Genomic DNA, 15,527 nt, shown 5'->3' with positions numbered 1-15,527 from the left:
CTTGCGCCGCGTATGTGCGCGGAAGCTGTACGCCGCCCGGCCTCGTACGTGTCCCGTTACACCTGCGCGGATGCCTCCGGCTTGCGCCGCGTATGTGCGCGGAAGCTGTACGCCGCCCGGCCTCGTACGTGTCCCGTTACACCTGCGCGGATGCCTCCGGCTTGCGCCGCGTATGTGCGCGGAAGCTGTACGCCGCCCGGCCTCGTACGTGTCCCGTTACACCTGCGCGGACGCCTCCGGCCTGCGCCGCGCATGTGCGAGGAAGCCGTCGAGGGCCAGCTCGAAGGCGGCGTCCGCGCGACTGTCGCCCACCGCGTCCAGCGCCTCCGCCAGCCGTGGTGTGGCCGACTCGTCGGTGATCTCCCACATGGCCACGGGGGCGGCGAGGTCCAGGGCCGAGCCCAGGACGACGTTCTCCAGGGCGACCAGCACCGGCATCACGTCCGGGAGGGGGAAGCCCGCGTCGAGGAGCAGGGTGACCGCGCGCTCGTACTGTTCGAGGACGCGCGGGGCCCGTACCGGGGAGGTCATCAGCAGCGGGATGGCCCGGGGGTGGGCCGCGAAGGCGGCGCGGTAGGAGCGGGCCCAGGCGGCGAGGGCCGCGTCCCAGGGGCGCAGGTCCAGGGCGGAGACGTCGATGCCCTCCGCGACCCGCTCCCGCAGCAGCTCCACGATGCCGTCCCGGCCGTCCACATGGTGGTACACCGAGCCGGTCTGCACCCCGAGCCGCCGAGCGATCTGCGGAACGCTGAACTCGCCCTGCGCGTCGAGGAGTTCCAGCGCGGTGGTGGTGATGCGCTCCCTGTCGAGCAGGGGTGTGCGCGGCCGTCCCATGGTGTCCGTCCCCTCCGGGGTCTTCCCAGTAGTCCGAGGTGAAGGCTACATTGCGAAAACCGAAAGCCTTTAGGTTTACGGGCTCAGGTCATCCCGCACGGCCCGGTACCCTCGTCCCTGCCCGCAGCCAGAAGGGCTTTCCCTCATGACTGTCACCCCCGACGCGACCGCCACCGGCCCGGCCGGAAGAGCGGCCTCCCCGGCCCCGTCCCTCCGCTCCGGCTCGCTCGGCACCACCGACATCGCCTTCTTCGTCGTCTCCGCCGCCGCCCCGCTGACAGTGATGGCCGGCGTCGCCCCGCTCGCCATCCTGATGGGCGGCGTCGGCGCCCCCGTCGGCTATCTCCTCGCCGGGCTCACGCTCGCCGTCTTCGCCGTCGGCTTCACCGCCATGAGCCGCCACGTCCGCAGCGCGGGCGCCTTCTACGCGTACATCACCCGCGGCCTCGGCCGCCCGGCCGGCATCGGCGCCGCGCTCCTCGCGCTGATCGGCTACAACAGCATGGAGATCGGCATCTACGGCCTCCTCGGCACCGCCACCCGGGACACCGCCCGCTCCCTGTTCGGCGCGGACATCCCCTGGCTGCCCGTCTCCCTCGTGGGCCTGCTGCTCATCGGCTACGCCGGCTACCGGTCCATCGACTTCGGGGCCAAGCTCCTCGGCGTCCTGCTCGTCGCCGAGACCGGCATCCTCGTGCTGCTCGCCGGGGGAGTGCTGATCAAGGGCGGCGCCGAGGGCCTCTCCCTCGTCTCCTTCGCCCCCGACAACGTCATGGTCTCCGGCATGGTGGCCGTGCTGGCCTTCGCGTTCGCCGCGTTCACCGGCTTCGAGTCGACCGTCATCTACCGCCGCGAGGCCCGCGACCCGGCCCGTACGGTGCCCCGCGCCACCTACCTCGCCATCGGCTTCCTCGGCCTGTTCTACGCCTTCATCGTGTGGACCGTGATCCAGGCCTTCGGCGACGCCCAGGTCCTCGCGGCGGCCGGCGCCAACCCCGCCGACCTGTTCTTCTCCGCCATCACCACCTACGTCGGCCCCTGGGCGGCCGACCTGATGCGCGTCCTCATCGTCACCAGCGTCCTCGCCTCCCTGCTCGCCTTCCACAACGCCATCAACCGCTACGGCCTCGCCCTCGCCGAGGAGGGGATCCTCCCGAAGGCCCTGACCCGCGTCCACCCGCGCCACCGCTCCCCGTACGTCGCGGGCATCGCCCAGACCGTCCTCGGCGCGATCGTCGTCCTGGCCTTCGCCGCGGCCGGCGCCGACCCGTACATGCAGCTGCTGCTCTGGGTGAACACCCCCGGCATGCTCGCCCTGATGCTGCTGCAACTGCTCGCCGCGCTCGCCGTGCCCTTCTACTTCCGGCGCGTCACCCACACCGAGGGAGCCCTGCGCACGGTCGTGGCCCCCGTCGTCGCGGCGGCGCTCCTGACCGGCGCCATCGCCCTGGTCGTCACCCACCTCGACCAGTTCACCGGCGCCTCCACCACCGTCAACACCTTCCTCGCCGCCCTCGTCCCGGCCGTTCTCCTCCTCGGTCTCGCCCTGGCGTGGTGGCTGCGCCGCGCCCGGCCCGAGGTCTACGCGGGCTTCGCCGCCGAACCACCGGCCGAAGCCGGCGACTGACCCCGCCCCAGCCGACCGCCGCCCCCCTCACCACCGGAGGAGACCTCTCCATGCCCACCGCCGACCTCGTCATCACCGGCGCCCACGTCCGCACCCTCGACCCGCGGCGGCCGTACGCCACCGCGGTCGCCGTCCGCGACGGTCTGATCGCGGCCGTCGGTGAGACTTCGGTGGTACGGGACTGGCGCGGACGGGGCACCGAGGTAGTGGACCTGGGCGGCGGCCGGCTGGTGCCCGGCCTGGTGGACAGCCACAGCCACCCCGTGTGGGGCCTGGACATGGCCACCGGCATCGACCTCACCGCCGTAGGCGACCTGGACGGACTGCGCGCCGCGCTCACCTCGGGCGAACGCGTCGACGGCTGGGTCATCGGCTACGGCCTCGACCACAACGTCTTCGGCGGCCGGCCCATCGACCGCGCCCTGGTCGAGGACGTCCTGGACGGCGCGCCCGCCTTCCTGCGCCTGTACGACGGCCACTCCGCCCTCGTCAGCGGGGCCGCGCTGAAGGCCGCCGACATCACCGGACCGCGCGCCTTCGCCCAGCGGTCGCACATCGCCGTCGACGCCGACGGACGGCTGACCGGACATCTCGTCGAGCACGCGGCGATGGAACTCGTCCAGCCCGTCATGCCCCGGCCGTCGTACGCCGAACGACGGGCCCGGCTGGGCGAGTTGCTGCGCGGGATGGCGGCCTGCGGCCTCACCGGGGCCCATGTCATGGACCTCGGCGACCTCGACCTGGTGGGCGCGGTCGCCGAGGAGTCGCCGCTGCCGCTGCGGCTGCGCTTCGCGCCCTGGTGCATGCCCGGCGCCGACGCGGACGACCTGGCGGAACTCGTCGCGCTCCAGGGCCGGGGCGGACGGCACTGGCAGGTCGGCGGAGTGAAGTTCTTCATGGACGGCACGGTCGAGGGCGGCACCGCCTGGCTGGACCACCCCGACTGCCACGGCCAGGGCACCGACGCGTTCTGGCCCGACCCGGTCGCGTACAGCGACGCGCTGCGGCAGCTGCACCGCGCCGGGGTGCGCACCGCGACCCACGCGATCGGGGACGCCGCCGTGCGCCACGTCCTCGACACCGTCGCCTCCCTGGGGCCCGGCGGGCGGCTCGCGCACCGGGTGGAGCACATCGAGTCGGTGCCGGACGATCTGGTGGCACGGTTCGCCGAGGTGGGCGTCATCGCCTCGATGCAGCCTCCGCATACGGGATTCACGCGCGCCGACCTGGCCGACGAGTGGTCGGTGCGGCTCGGTGGGGAGCGTGCGGCGCGGGGTTGGCGGTTGCGTGATCTGCGGGATGCCGGTGCGGTCGTCGCCCTTGGATCGGACTGGCCGATCGCCCACTATGACGCGCGGGCCGTTCTGGCGACGGCCAGGGAGCCCAAGGGTGCGGCGTCCTCGGGCGTGGGGCTCACGGGGCTGCAGGCGCTGGAGGGCTGCACCAGCCACGCGGCGCTGGCTGCGGGTGAGGCGGGGGCCTCCGGCCGGATCGCCGAGGGGTTTCGGGCCGACCTCACGGCGCTGGGGGTCGACCCCGTCGAAGCGCCGGCCGACGAGGTCGGTGAGGCACCGGTGCTGCTCACCGTGACGGGTGGGCATGTGGTGCATCGGGGGTTTTGAGCGGGGGCGAGAGCGCTGTTGGCCTGCTGGCGCTGTTGGCCTGCTGCCCGTTCGTCGGCTGCGGGCCGTCGGTGGCCGGTCGCGCAGTTCCCGCGCCCCAGAAGGGGCGCTGCCCCTTGCCCTGAGTCGTCAGCTCGGGGAGCTGCGGAGGTCCTTGACCTGCTTGAGTTTGCCGACCGAGCGCTCCAGGGTCTCCGGATCGACGACCGTCACCTCCACCGTGACGCCCACACCGTCCTTGACTGCCTGGGTGATCGCCGTGGCCGCTGCTTCCCGCTGGTCGGAGGCCGTCCCCCGGCGGTGCGGGGAGCAGGCGGGTCGCGGGTCCGGTAGCGGATGATCGGCAGGGCCTGGCCTCCTTGGCGAGGGAGGTGAAGACGATCTCGCCCTCCTCGCCCCCGGGCGGAACGGCGTCCGCGAGCGGATCGACGACCTCCGGGTAGAAGTGCTCCTCCCGGATGTGGAGGCCGTCCTTGGTCCCCACGCACTCCTGCGCGACACCCGGGCCGATCACGTCGGACAGTCCGTATGTGTCGACCGCGAAGCGACCCGCCCGTTCCTCGACCGTCGAACTTCTTCCGGTACAGCTCCACGTCGTCGTACGCGTGCCGCAAGGTCGCCCGCAGCCGGTCGAGTCGGAGCTCCCGTAGCTGCTCCGGGGTGAGGCGTTCGCCGTCGTCCAGCAGGTCGTGGGGAGGGTTTCGCCAAGGCTGCCCATCGCGGCACCTTCGTGCTCACCACCCTGTGAGCCGACCGGCCATTCGGTTACTGTGCGTCACGGTGGAGTGATCCAGCCGTGCCGTCACCCGTCATGAAGCCGCCCCCGGGGCCGGCGCCGCCCGGGAGGGGTGTCGGGGTCTTGCCCGCCCGCTCGAATCGCGGCACACTGGTACCGAACGAATGGTCGGTTGGGAAGCTGGTATCGATGACGACGACAGACTCCGCCGGGGCGCCGTCCCAGGAGCCCGAGGGAACCCCGGACGCCCAGGACGCGCTGCAGGAGCACTTCGACGCGACGATCGCGCGGGACCAGCGGATCGAGCCGCGCGACTGGATGCCCGAGGGCTACCGCAAGACGCTCGTCCGGCAGATCGCGCAGCACGCGCACTCGGAGATCATCGGCATGCAGCCGGAGGGGGAGTGGATCACCCGGGCGCCCTCGTTGCGCCGCAAGGCGATCCTCTTCGCCAAGGTCCAGGACGAGGCGGGCCACGGGCTGTATCTGTACTCGGCGGCCGAGACGCTCGGCGCGGACCGCGCGGACCTGACCCGGCGGCTGATCGAGGGCCGTCAGAAGTACTCGTCGATCTTCAACTACCCGACGGCGACCTTCGCCGACGTGGGCGTCATCGGCTGGTTCGTGGACGGTGCGGCGATCTGCAACCAGGTGCCGCTGTGCCGGAGTTCGTACGGGCCGTACGCGCGCGCGATGGTGCGCATCTGCAAGGAGGAGTCGTTCCACCAGCGGCAGGGCTACGAGCTGCTGTTGACGATGATGCGCGGCACCGAGGAACAGCGTGAGATGGTCCAGGATGCCGTGAACCGCTGGTGGTGGCCGTCACTGATGATGTTCGGCCCGCCCGACGACGCCTCGCCCAACTCCGCGCAGTCCATGGCCTGGAAGATCAAGCGGCACTCCAACGACGAGCTGCGGCAGCGTTTCGTCGACATGACCGTCCCGCAGGCCGAGAAGCTCGGCGTCACCCTCCCCGATCCGGAGTTGCGCTGGAACGAGGACCGCGGCCGACACGACTTCGGCACCCCCGACTGGGCCGAGCTGAAGCGCGTGATCACCGGCGACGGCCCGTGCAACGACCGGCGGATGGAACGGCGACGGACCGCCCACGAGGAGGGCGCCTGGGTACGCGAGGCGGCCACCGCCCACGCGGCGAAGCGGAGCGAACGAGCCCGGAAGGGGACGGCGGCATGACCGGCACGAACGACGGTGGCGAGGCCCGCACGAACAAGGGCGACTGGCCGCTGTACGAGGTGTTCGTGCGCGGCAAGCGCGGGCTGAACCACGTCCACGTGGGCTCCCTGCACGCCGCCGACGACCGGATGGCCCTCACTCACGCCCGCGACCTCTACACCCGCCGCAACGAGGGCGTATCCCTCTGGGTGGTGCGCTCCGAGCACATCGCCGCCTCCACCCGCGACGAGAAGGACCCGTTCTTCGAGCCCAGCGCCGACAAGGTGTACCGCCACCCCACCTTCTACGACATCCCCGACGACGTCCCGCACATCTGAGGAGCAGGGTATGAGTGACGACCACGTCTACCTGACCCTCGCCGAGGGACACGAGGACGATGCCCGCTGGGCGTACGGCACCGGCTTCGAGGACCCGCTGCACGGCGTGGACACCACGGTGCCCGAGGGCGTGGACGCCGGTGAACTGGCCGCAGTCTGTGTGGCCCTCGGCGACGACGCCCTCGTCTCCGCCCAGCGGCTCGCCGAGTGGACCACCCGCGCGCCCGAACTGGAGGAGGAGGTCGCCCTCGCCAACATCGGCCTCGACCTCCTCGGCCAGGCCCGCCTGCTGTACTCCCGCGCCGGGCAGGTCGACGGCACCGGGCGCGGCGAGGACGCGTACGCGTACTTCCGGGACGCCGACGACTTCCGCAATGTCCGCCTCGCCGAACTCCCGGGCGGCGACTTCGCGTTCTCGATCGTCCGGCTGCTCGTCCTGTCCAGCTGGCGCCTCGCGCACTTCGAGCGGCTGGTGGAGCACCCCGACCCGGTCCTCGCGGCGATCGCGGCGAAGGGCGTCAAGGAGCTGACGTACCACCGGCAGTACGCCGCCGAGTGGGCCGTGCGGCTGGGGGACGGCACGCAGGAGTCGCAGCGGCGGATCCGCAAGGCGATGGAGCAAGTAGCCCCGTACTTCGGTGAGTTGTTCACCGCGTGCGACGTACGGGACGAGGTCGCCGCCGTGCTCCGCCAGGTCACCGAGGTGGCCGGACTGCCCATGCCGGTGTACCGGCCGTTGTCGGGTGCGGGCCGTGTCGGCGACCACACCGAGCATCTGGCGCCGCTGCTCGCCGAGTTGCAGAGCGTGGCCCGCGCCCACCCGGAGGCGACATGGTGACGACGCTGACCGGCGCGCGGCGCGCCCGGCACATCGCCGAGCAGGTACCGGACCCCGAACTGCCCATGCTGACCCTCGCCGACCTCGGCGTTCTGCGGGGTGTCGAGCTGACCGAGGACGGCACGGTGGTCGCGAGCCTGACTCCGACCTACTCCGGCTGCCCGGCCATGGCCGAGATGCGCGCCGACGTGGCCGCCCGGCTGCGCGCCGCCGGCTACGCACGGGTGGAGATCCGCACGGTCCTGAGCCCGCCGTGGACCACCGACTGGATCACCGACACCGGCCGCCGCAAGCTGACGGAACACGGCATCGCTCCACCCGGCACGGCACCCCGAGGCCCGGTCCCCCTCCTGCTGTCACCCACCCGGCGCACGGTCGACTGCCCCCGCTGCGCCTCGGCCGACACCGAGGAGACCTCCCGCTTCGCCGCCACGTCCTGCAAGTCCCTGTGGCGCTGCCGCGCCTGCCGCGAGCCGTTCGAGCACGTCAAGGAGATCTGATGGAAGGCCTCAAGGAAGAACCGACGGCCACCGCGCCGCGCCCGCGCGCCCGCCGCCGTCCGGCCTTCCACACCCTGCGGGTCACCTCCGTGCAGCCGCTCTGCGGGGACGCCGTCGCCGTCGGGTTCGAGATTCCGGCGGAGCTGGCGGAGGAGTTCGCGTTCACGCCCGGTCAGTCGCTGACATTGCGGCGGGAGATCGAGGGACGGGACGAGCGGCGGTCGTACTCCATCTGCTCGCCGGCGGGTTCGCCGCCGCGTATCGGTGTGCGGGTCGTGCCGGGCGGGCTGTTCTCGTCGTGGCTCGTCAGCGATGTACGGCCCGGCGACACCGTCGAGGTCATGGGCCCCACCGGGGTCTTCACCCCCGACCTCGGCACCCCCGGTCACCACGTGCTGATCGCGGCGGGCTCCGGCATCACGCCCATGGTCTCCATAGCCGAGTCGGTGCTCGCCGCCGACCCCCAATCGACCGTGACCCTCTTCTACGGCAACCGCCGCAGCGGCACGGTGATGTTCGCCGACGAACTGGCCGACCTGAAGGACCTGTACCCGGCCCGCTTCCAGCTCGCCCACGTCCTGTCCCGCGAACCCCGAGAGGCCGAGGTGCTGTCGGGCCGCCTCGACGCCGATCGGCTCTCGGCGCTGGTCGACGCCCTGGTCGACGTCGACACGGCCGACCACTGGTGGCTGTGCGGCCCGCACGGCATGGTCCGCGACGCCCAGCGGGTCCTGGCCGGACTCGGCGTGCCGATCGACCGGGTCCACCAGGAGCTGTTCCACGCCGACGACGAGCCCGTACGGGAGGCCCGGCACGAGGAGGCCGCCGTCGAGGGGCCCGTCAGCGAGGTCACCGTCACCCTCGACGGCCGCTCCACGACCGCAGCGCTCTCCCGCGAGCGCAGCATCCTCGACGGCGCCCAACGCACCCGCCCCGACCTGCCCTTCGCCTGCAAGGGCGGTGTCTGCGGCACCTGCCGGGCCCTGGTCACCGACGGAAAGGCCGACATGCGCCGCAACTTCGCCCTCGAACCCGCGGAGGTCGCCGGCGGCTATGTCCTGACCTGCCAGTCGTACGCGGTCTCGGAGACGCTGACGGTCGACTACGACACGTGAGGGTCGTCCGGGGGTCCGGTGGGGGCTGGCCGCGCAGTTCCCCGCGCCCCTGAAGGGCGCAGCCCCTGCTTTTTCAGGGGCGCGGGGAACCGCGCGAGAAGCCCCACCCACCCGCACACGCCCCACGACCCCACCCACCCGAGCTGCCACGCGGGGGTCACCCTTCGTGCAGCCGCTCCACCAGAATGTCGATCACCAACGGTGTACGCGGTCCGAAGCTGAGCAGCACCCCGTCCTCCAGGTCCACCACCCGGCGATCCATCCCGGCCGGAGTCTCCTTGATCCCGGGAATCTCCACGAGCCCGTCGACCCCGCCGACCGACTCCAGGCCCTTGCTCATCATGAGGATCACATCGGGCTGGGCCTTGACGAGTGCCTCGCTGGTGATGGGCGTGAACGGCTTGTCCAGACCGGCCACCACCCCGGCATCCTCCGCCCCGGCCGCCGCGATGAGGGAGTCGGCCCCGGACCCCTTCCCGCCGATGAGGTACACGGCGGCGGAGCCACGCATGTACAGGAACGCCACCTTGGGCCTGCTCCCCTTGGGTACGGCCGTCCGCGCCGCCTTCAGGTCGTCCGCGAAGCGCTGGTTGAGCGCCTTGCCCGCGGCCGGCACCCCCAGCGCCTCGGCGACCCGCGTGGTCCGCGTGCTCACGTCGGAGAGTTCGTTGGCCGGATCGAGGACGACCACGGGGACCCCGGCGTCACGGATCTGGTCGATGGCCTCGCTGGGCCCGGTGTCGGTGTCGGCGAGCACCACGGTCGGCTCCAGCGAGAGCACGCTCTCCGCGCTCACGTCGTGTGCCTTGGTCACCTGGGGAAGGCTCTTGGCCTCCTCGAAGGTCGCGGTGATGTCCCGGCCGACCACCTTGTCGCCGAGGCCGAGCGTGAACACGATCTCCGCTATGCCCCCGTTGAGTGGCAGGATCCGCGCGGCGTCCTCGACGGTGACCTTCCGGCCGTCGGAGGAGCCGACCGTGACGGGCAGCTTCGGCGTCGGCGCCTCGCCCTCCAACGGGACGACGGAGTTCGTCTTCAACTGCTTCTGGGCCGCGGCCGCCCGAGCGTTCGCGGACGACGCCGAGGCATTCGCCCCCGTCGCCTCCCCCTCCCCGCCGCTGCCTGCGCATCCGGTCGCCAGCATCGCGAAAGCAACGGCGAGTGCGGCAACTCCCCTTCGAGCAATGGTGAGTTGAGGTCTTCCGGACCTACGCATCGAACCGCCTTCCATGTCTACCCTTTGAACCAGGTGTTCGTTATCTTAGGTTAGCCTTACCTGAGTTTCCTATGGTGGGAGTGCTGACACCGATGCACAGATGTGGCCTACGAGCCCTGCGCGCGGCCCCGGCGGCCGTCGCCGTCGCGAGTGCCCTGATCCTCTTACCGGCCCCCTCGGCGCTGGCCGCCGGCGGCGCCGCGACCGGCCCCGAGGACCAGAGGCTCACCGTCTCCAAATCCTCCGGACTCGACCCGGACGGCGAGACGGTCACCGTGTCCGGCACCGGCTACAACACCGAGAAGGGCATCTACGTCGCCTTCTGTGTGGACAACGGCGCCGGCAGGACCCCCACTCCCTGCATCGGCGGCGTCGACATGTCCGGCGACTCCGGTGCCTCGGTGTGGATCTCCTCCAACCCGCCCTCGTACGGGGAGGGGTTGGCCGAGCCGTACAAGGGCAGCGGGCGCAAGGGCACGTTCTCCGTGCAGCTCAAGGTGCGGGCCAAGGACGCCAACACGGACTGCGCCAAGTCCGGCGTGACCTGCTCCGTGATCACCCGCAACGACCACACCCGGGGCGGCGACCAGAGCCAGACGGTCCGTATCCCGGTGACCTTCGTCGGCGCCGAGAGTGACAGCGGCGACGACTCCGGCGCCGACAGCACGGCGACCCCGTCGGCCGGTACGAGCAGCACGACGGCCACCGGTGGCACCGGCGGCACGACGAGCGACACGAACACCTCGGACGACCCGCTGGCCAACACCGGCAGCGCTGCCGTGCCGCTCGGCATCACGGCGGCCGGGCTGGTCGCGGCCGGCGGGGCGGCCTGGGTCTGGGCCCGCCGACGCCGTACCGCCACCGCGTCCGAAAGCGCGGACCCGAGCTGACGGCATACCGACGACAGCCGCACACAAGCCGGTTGACGCCCCCGAGTCGGGGTGTCCCGTCGGCCTCGCGGTCGACATTCCAGGGAGGACTTCGAGGTGATGAACAGACCTGGTGCCGCCGTGACGGCGGCGGGCGCGTTGCTCGCTCTGCTCTGCCAGGGCACGGCGACGGCACAGGAGGGGGCCGAGGCCCCGCGTGAGGTGTCCGGCGGATTCGCCGGCTGGGGCCCGACGTTCGGGGCGTCCCCCGGTACCGACGCGACGGTGACGGCCGAGGCGCCCGCAGTGCGCGGCTCCGGCGGCCGGACCTGGTTCCCGGTCGACGGCGGCAGCGCCACGCCGAAAACCGGGGCCGCGGACGTCGGCCTCGACGGCTCGATCCGTCTGGGCGGAGCCGGGGCCGACGCCCTGACCCTCAGCGAGCTGCGCCTGCGGCTCGACGGCGGCACCGGCACCCTCCAGGTGCGTGCCGAACGGGCGGGGGAGAGTGGCGATCTGACGCTGGCCGAGGTCGGTAAGGGTTCCGCCGCGCCGACCGTGCGCAGCGGGGGCGCGACCTGGTCGGGCCTGCGGGTGTCGCTGACCGCCGAGGGCGCCGAACTGCTCGCCGCGTGGAGCGGGCGGTCGTACGCGGCGGGGGACGAACTCGCCCCTCTCGACGTGACCGTGGGCACCGGCGGCTCCGGGGCCGGGCGACCGGAAGACGGTCCGGCCGACGAATCCGGCGACGACGCGTCCTCGCCCACCCCTGACGCGGGCGACACGGCGACCGGCCCGGCAGGGGCGGAACAGGAGCCCGAGGCGGCCCCGTCCGCGGCCGTGGAGCGCGCGAGCCTGGCCGCGGGTGCCGAACAACGGGTCAGCGGCGCGGGCTTCGCCCCGGGTGAGGTCGTGCTGGTCGCGATCGACGACGACACCCGCTACCAGGCCGTGGCAGACGGATCGGGCGAGGTCGCCCGTGACTTCCCGGTGTACGACACGGCGACCGAGGGTGCGCACACGGTCCGGCTGTACTCCGTGACCGGAGGCCGCGAGGCCGTCGCAGAGTTCTCCGTGCTCGCCGACGAGGCGTCTTCCTGAGCGTCGCGAGCCGGGTCAACGCCGGTGAAATGAAGGCCTGTTGCGATCTGTTGCGACTTCCTTTGCTTTCTGTTGACAAAGAGATCACGAGCAAGATTAGGTAAGCCTTACCTAAGCAAATATGGGGATCGGCTCGACCCCGTCCCCACTGGGTCAGGCGCGGGTCGCACGGCCCGTGACTCCCCACACGCACCGCTTACGAGAAAGGTCCTCCCCCGATGAGAGTCGTTCCTTCCGCCCGTACCGCCGCCCGCGCCGGTCTCGCCGTCGCCGCCTCCGCCGCCCTGACCCTGGGCCTCGCCACCTCGGCCTCCGCCGCCACCTCGACCCGCACGATCGTCGACGGCACCACCACCTACAACCTGTCCGTGACCGCGCCGAACACGGCCGCCGCGTCGGGCCAGGTCATCACCGTCTCCGGCTCCGGCTACAACACCAGCCAGGGCATCTACGTCGGCCTCTGCGTCGTCAACGGCGCCCAGGGCGCCAACAAGCCCACCCCCTGCCTCGGCGGCCAGGACGAGTCCGGCTCCACCGGCGCCTCGCACTGGATCAACAACACGTTCGGCGGCCTCTTCGCCAACAGCTCCAAGTTCGGCACCGGCGGCACCTTCAGCGTCAACATCTACGTCCAGGCCACCCTCGAGGACGGCAGCGTCTGCGGCGAGGACGTCACCTGCGCCGTGGTCACCCGCGCCGACCACTTCGACACCAACGACCGAAAGTACGACGTCCACGTGCCGATCAGCTTCCAGTAACCACCCCACCGGCCGGGCCCCTTCGCCACGGGGCCCGGCCCTCGGCGTCCCCCGGGTGCGGGGCGCACCCGACGAATGAGGAACCCTGAGGAACCCATGAGAGACGACACGACGGACCGGCGGCGGCCGGGCCGCGCGGCCCGACTGCGCCTGAGACGCCCCGCGGCGCTCCTCGGAGCCGCCGCCCTGGTGGCCGCCGCGGTCACGGTGAGCACCGCCGCCCAGGCCGCCGACACCCCGAAGACGGGCTTCGGCGCGAACGGCCAGAAACTGACCGTCTCCGCCTCCGCGAACCTCGACCCCGACGGCGAGAAGCTGAGGGTCACCGGCTCCGGTTACGACACGTCCAAGGCCATCTACGTCGCCATGTGCAAGGACAACGGCGACGGCAAGATCCCCTCTCCCTGCATCGGCGGCGCCGACGAGAGCGGCACCGGCAACTCCTCGCACTGGATCGTCCCCAAGGGCGACCCGTACGAGGGCAACCTGGCCATCGCATGGGGCGAGGGCGGCACCTTCGACGTCGAGATGGACATCAAGGCCAAGGACAACGGCGTCGACTGCGCCCAGGTCGTCTGCTCCGTCGTGACCCGTGTCGACCACCGCAACTCCGGCGACCGCTCCCAGGACGTCCGTGTCCCGGTCACCTTCGAGGGCCAGGACACCGGCGGCGGGGACGAGGGCGGCGAGGGCGAGGACGTGCCCGCCGGCACGTACAGCTACGTCGAGTCCGCCGCGTTCACCGCGGCCGGCAAGGTCAACGACCTTTTGCTGCACCCAGAGTCAAAGAAGCTGTACGCGGGGTCGGACAACTTCGCCGCCTCCGGGGCCGTCGACGAGCGCGGCCTGCACGTCCTCGACCCGGCGGACGGCAGGAGCCTCGGTCACATCGCCCAGGCCCCGGGCGCCACCGGCACGCTCGCGCCCCGGGCCGTCGTACAGATCGCCGCCCCGCTCGCCGGTGACGGCGCCGTCTTCCAGTTCGCGCTGCGCGGCATCGGCACCGCCAAGGCCGGCGACGCGGCCGTCGCCGGCAAGTGGATCGCGGGCGCCAACATCACCGGGATCGGCCCGGGCGCCAAGGACTCCACCGTCCTGGTCGCCCAGGGCGCCCAGCTCTCCGAGGTGGACATCGCCACCGCCGTCCCGCTGGCGAACCGCATCCTCACCCTGGACGGCGGCTCCGTGCTCGGCGTCGACAGGGCCCACAAGGCGGCCTGGTCCGTAGGGTCCACCGGCGGCACCCTGCGCCGCGTCGACACCGGCTCCTTCACCGTCACCGCCACGGCCGAACTCTCCTCCGCGAACGTCCGGTTCATCGAGGCGGACCCGGCCACCGGCAACGCCTGGGTGGGCGGCGGTAACACCGTGCGCGTCTACGACAGGAACGCGGTGCTCCTGGACACCATCGAGGCGCCGGACGGGGCCGGACCGGACGAGGCCGCCGACATCGCCTTCGACACCGCCACCGGCCGGGCCTTCGTCGTCTGGCAGGACAACGGCGACTCCGGCAACGGCGGCGACAACACCAGCCACCTCGCCGTGTACGACACCACCACCTACACGGCGGCCGTCGCGTCCACGAAGCTGGCGGACAACGACTCCCAGAACGGCTCGGCCTCCATCGCGGTCGCCCCGGGCGGCACCACCGTCTACGTCAGCAGCCCCTCCGAGGGCGAGATCACCAAGCTCGACCGCCACATGTCCCCCAAGGTCACCCAGTCCCCGACCGGCCGGACCGTGGCACCGGGCGACGAGGTGTCGTTCGTCGCGGCGGCCGAGGGCACTCCCGAGCCCGAGGTGACGTGGGAGGTCAGCGCCGACGGCGCCCAGACCTGGTCCGTGATCAAGGGCGCGACGAAGAACACGTACACCTTCAAGGCCCGGGCGGCCCACGACGGCTACGAGTACCGCGCGGTGTTCAAGAACTCCGCGGGCACCACCCGCACGTCGCCCTTCACCCTCACCGTCACCGAGGCCGACGACAGCACCGGCGGCGGGGACGGGGACGGCGACGGGGACGACGAGCCTTCCGGCACGAAGACCGTCACCGGCTCCGACGGCCAGAAGCTCACCGTCGCCCCGGTCAACAACCTCGCCACCCAGAAGCAGACCCTGAAGGTCACCGGCTCCGGCTACGACGAGGAGAAGGGCATCTACGTCGCCCTCTGCGTCGACAACGGCGACGGCGAACTGCCCACCCCCTGCATCGGCGGCGTCGACATGACCGGCGAGTCGCACTCCTCCGCGTGGATCTCCTCCAACCCGCCCGACTACGGCGAGGAGTTGGCGACCCCGTACGAGGACGGCGGCACGTTCGAGGTCGAACTGACCATCGACGCCAAGGACGAGTACACCGACTGCTACAAGGCCAAGTGCGTCCTCGCCACCCGCGCCGACCACACCCTGTCCGGCGACCGATCCCAGGACGTCAAGGTCCCGGTCGCCTTCGTCGGCCAGGACCCGGTGGACACCGACGACGGCGACGGCGGCAGTGACAGTGGCGGCGACACCGACGGTGGCACGTCCACCGGCGGCAGCTCCAGCAGCGGTTCGACGTCCGGTGGCAGCGGCACGGCCGGCAACTCCAGCGGCACGGGCGGCTCCACGACCACCGGAGGCGGCGGCAGTCTCGCCTCCACCGGCCTGACCGTCCTCGGCGTGGCCGCCTCGGCCGCCGCGCTCACCGTGACGGGTTGGCTCCTGCACCGACGGGCCCGGAGGCTGGGGCGCGGCACGGCGGCCTGATCCCGACGCGGTATCACGGTCGGACAAGGCGGAGCCCGGTTCACCCACACCC

At 72.0% G+C, this 15,527-nt stretch carries 13 protein-coding genes and 1 pseudogene; 11 read left to right on the top strand and 3 right to left on the bottom strand.

From position 1 onward, the window contains the following. Window positions 1-216 precede the first annotated feature (216 nt). Window positions 217-834 carry a TetR/AcrR family transcriptional regulator C-terminal domain-containing protein gene (locus tag ACFU53_RS38430; RefSeq protein WP_384003632.1) on the bottom strand — a complete coding sequence of 206 codons (618 nt, stop codon included), beginning with the start codon at window positions 832-834 and terminating at the stop codon, window positions 217-219. 145 nt (window positions 835-979) lie between these two features. Here ACFU53_RS38430 and ACFU53_RS38425 point away from each other — a divergent pair, with 145 nt between their 5' ends. Then, complete coding sequence (locus ACFU53_RS38425; RefSeq protein ID WP_384003628.1) at window positions 980-2,461, top strand: APC family permease; 1,482 nt, start codon at window positions 980-982, stop codon at window positions 2,459-2,461. A 50-nt stretch (window positions 2,462-2,511) separates the two neighbouring features. Next, window positions 2,512-4,083, top strand: coding sequence for an amidohydrolase (locus ACFU53_RS38420; RefSeq protein ID WP_384003625.1), 1,572 nt, complete (start codon window positions 2,512-2,514; stop codon window positions 4,081-4,083). Window positions 4,084-4,212: 129 nt separating this feature from the next. Here the strand turns inward: ACFU53_RS38420 and ACFU53_RS38415 are convergent. Next, window positions 4,213-4,648, bottom strand: a pseudogene (locus ACFU53_RS38415) (phenylacetate--CoA ligase); the annotation flags it as partial. 360 nt (window positions 4,649-5,008) lie between these two features. On the opposite strand from ACFU53_RS38415, the gene paaA reads away from it, so the two are divergent. From paaA to paaE, 5 genes are read left to right on the top strand one after another with little or no spacing between them, the layout of a single operon-like run. Next, entirely contained in the window at window positions 5,009-6,013 is a 1,005-nt protein-coding gene (gene paaA / locus ACFU53_RS38410) for a 1,2-phenylacetyl-CoA epoxidase subunit PaaA (RefSeq protein WP_384003621.1), read from the top strand. Next, window positions 6,010-6,330 carry a 1,2-phenylacetyl-CoA epoxidase subunit PaaB gene (paaB, locus tag ACFU53_RS38405; RefSeq protein WP_384003618.1) on the top strand — a complete coding sequence of 107 codons (321 nt, stop codon included), beginning with the start codon at window positions 6,010-6,012 and terminating at the stop codon, window positions 6,328-6,330. The genes paaA and paaB overlap by 4 nt, the downstream gene beginning before the upstream one ends. A gap of 10 nt (window positions 6,331-6,340) precedes the next feature. Further along, window positions 6,341-7,168 (top strand): 1,2-phenylacetyl-CoA epoxidase subunit PaaC, encoded by an 828-nt coding sequence (gene paaC, locus ACFU53_RS38400; RefSeq protein ID WP_384003615.1) that lies wholly within the window; start codon window positions 6,341-6,343, stop codon window positions 7,166-7,168. After that, complete coding sequence (gene paaD / locus ACFU53_RS38395; RefSeq protein ID WP_384003612.1) at window positions 7,162-7,668, top strand: 1,2-phenylacetyl-CoA epoxidase subunit PaaD; 507 nt, start codon at window positions 7,162-7,164, stop codon at window positions 7,666-7,668. Before paaC ends, paaD begins: the two co-directional genes overlap by 7 nt. Beyond that, window positions 7,668-8,783, top strand: a complete 1,116-nt coding sequence (paaE, locus tag ACFU53_RS38390) for a 1,2-phenylacetyl-CoA epoxidase subunit PaaE (RefSeq protein WP_384003609.1) — start codon at window positions 7,668-7,670, stop codon at window positions 8,781-8,783. The genes paaD and paaE overlap by 1 nt, the downstream gene beginning before the upstream one ends. A gap of 157 nt (window positions 8,784-8,940) precedes the next feature. On the opposite strand, the gene ACFU53_RS38385 is transcribed toward paaE, so the two are convergent. Continuing rightward, complete coding sequence (locus ACFU53_RS38385) at window positions 8,941-10,014, bottom strand: hemin ABC transporter substrate-binding protein (protein ID WP_384003605.1); 1,074 nt, start codon at window positions 10,012-10,014, stop codon at window positions 8,941-8,943. Window positions 10,015-10,091: 77 nt separating this feature from the next. Between ACFU53_RS38385 and ACFU53_RS38380 the strand changes: the two genes are divergently transcribed. From ACFU53_RS38380 to ACFU53_RS38365, 4 genes are all read left to right on the top strand, one after another. Then, window positions 10,092-10,889, top strand: a complete 798-nt coding sequence (locus ACFU53_RS38380) for an LPXTG cell wall anchor domain-containing protein (RefSeq protein WP_384003602.1) — start codon at window positions 10,092-10,094, stop codon at window positions 10,887-10,889. A gap of 99 nt (window positions 10,890-10,988) precedes the next feature. Continuing rightward, window positions 10,989-11,969, top strand: a complete 981-nt coding sequence (locus ACFU53_RS38375) for an HtaA domain-containing protein (RefSeq protein WP_384003599.1) — start codon at window positions 10,989-10,991, stop codon at window positions 11,967-11,969. 218 nt (window positions 11,970-12,187) lie between these two features. Then, entirely contained in the window at window positions 12,188-12,727 is a 540-nt protein-coding gene (locus ACFU53_RS38370; RefSeq protein WP_384003596.1) for a hypothetical protein, read from the top strand. Between the two features lie 96 nt (window positions 12,728-12,823). Beyond that, the gene (locus tag ACFU53_RS38365) at window positions 12,824-15,475 is read left to right on the top strand and encodes an immunoglobulin I-set domain protein (RefSeq protein ID WP_384003592.1); all 2,652 of its coding nucleotides are present in this window, start codon (window positions 12,824-12,826) and stop codon (window positions 15,473-15,475) included. Window positions 15,476-15,527 lie beyond the last annotated feature (52 nt).

The sequence above is a fragment of the Streptomyces sp. NPDC057474 genome, from assembly GCF_042802555.1.
Lineage (GTDB): Bacteria > Actinomycetota > Actinomycetes > Streptomycetales > Streptomycetaceae > Streptomyces.
The sequence above is the reverse complement of the archived record's forward strand: the minus strand, read 5'-3'. Positions and strand labels throughout refer to the sequence as shown.